At 39.9% G+C, this 248-nt stretch carries 1 protein-coding gene; it reads right to left on the bottom strand.

All coding sequences use genetic code 11. From position 1 onward, the window contains the following. Positions 1-248: SSURE domain-containing protein (locus tag HMPREF2634_RS04180; protein ID WP_218969911.1), on the bottom strand; the 248-nt coding region annotated here is incomplete at both ends.

Genomic DNA, 248 nt, shown 5'->3' with positions numbered 1-248 from the left:
GGTGCTCCGTTTGATGATTTGAGCAGAAGACGAGTCAGCATACCATCACCACCAAAGAGTTCATACGGAATCACTTGATTGACACCGGCTGTAAATGGTCCAGGAAAGACTGCATTTTTCAAGTAGCTTGCTGGAACATCAATCTTATCTTTGATATTTTCTGAAACAGATTTCTTGATTTGTTCTGCTGTTGTTGTGCCATTTAAGTTCAATTTTACTTGACGAGTCGCAATCACGTTGTTCAAATC

The organism is Streptococcus sp. HMSC034B03 (assembly GCF_001838575.1).
Lineage (GTDB): Bacteria > Bacillota > Bacilli > Lactobacillales > Streptococcaceae > Streptococcus > Streptococcus anginosus.
Note: the sequence above shows the minus strand (reverse complement) of the source record. Positions and strands in the feature narration are given on the sequence as shown.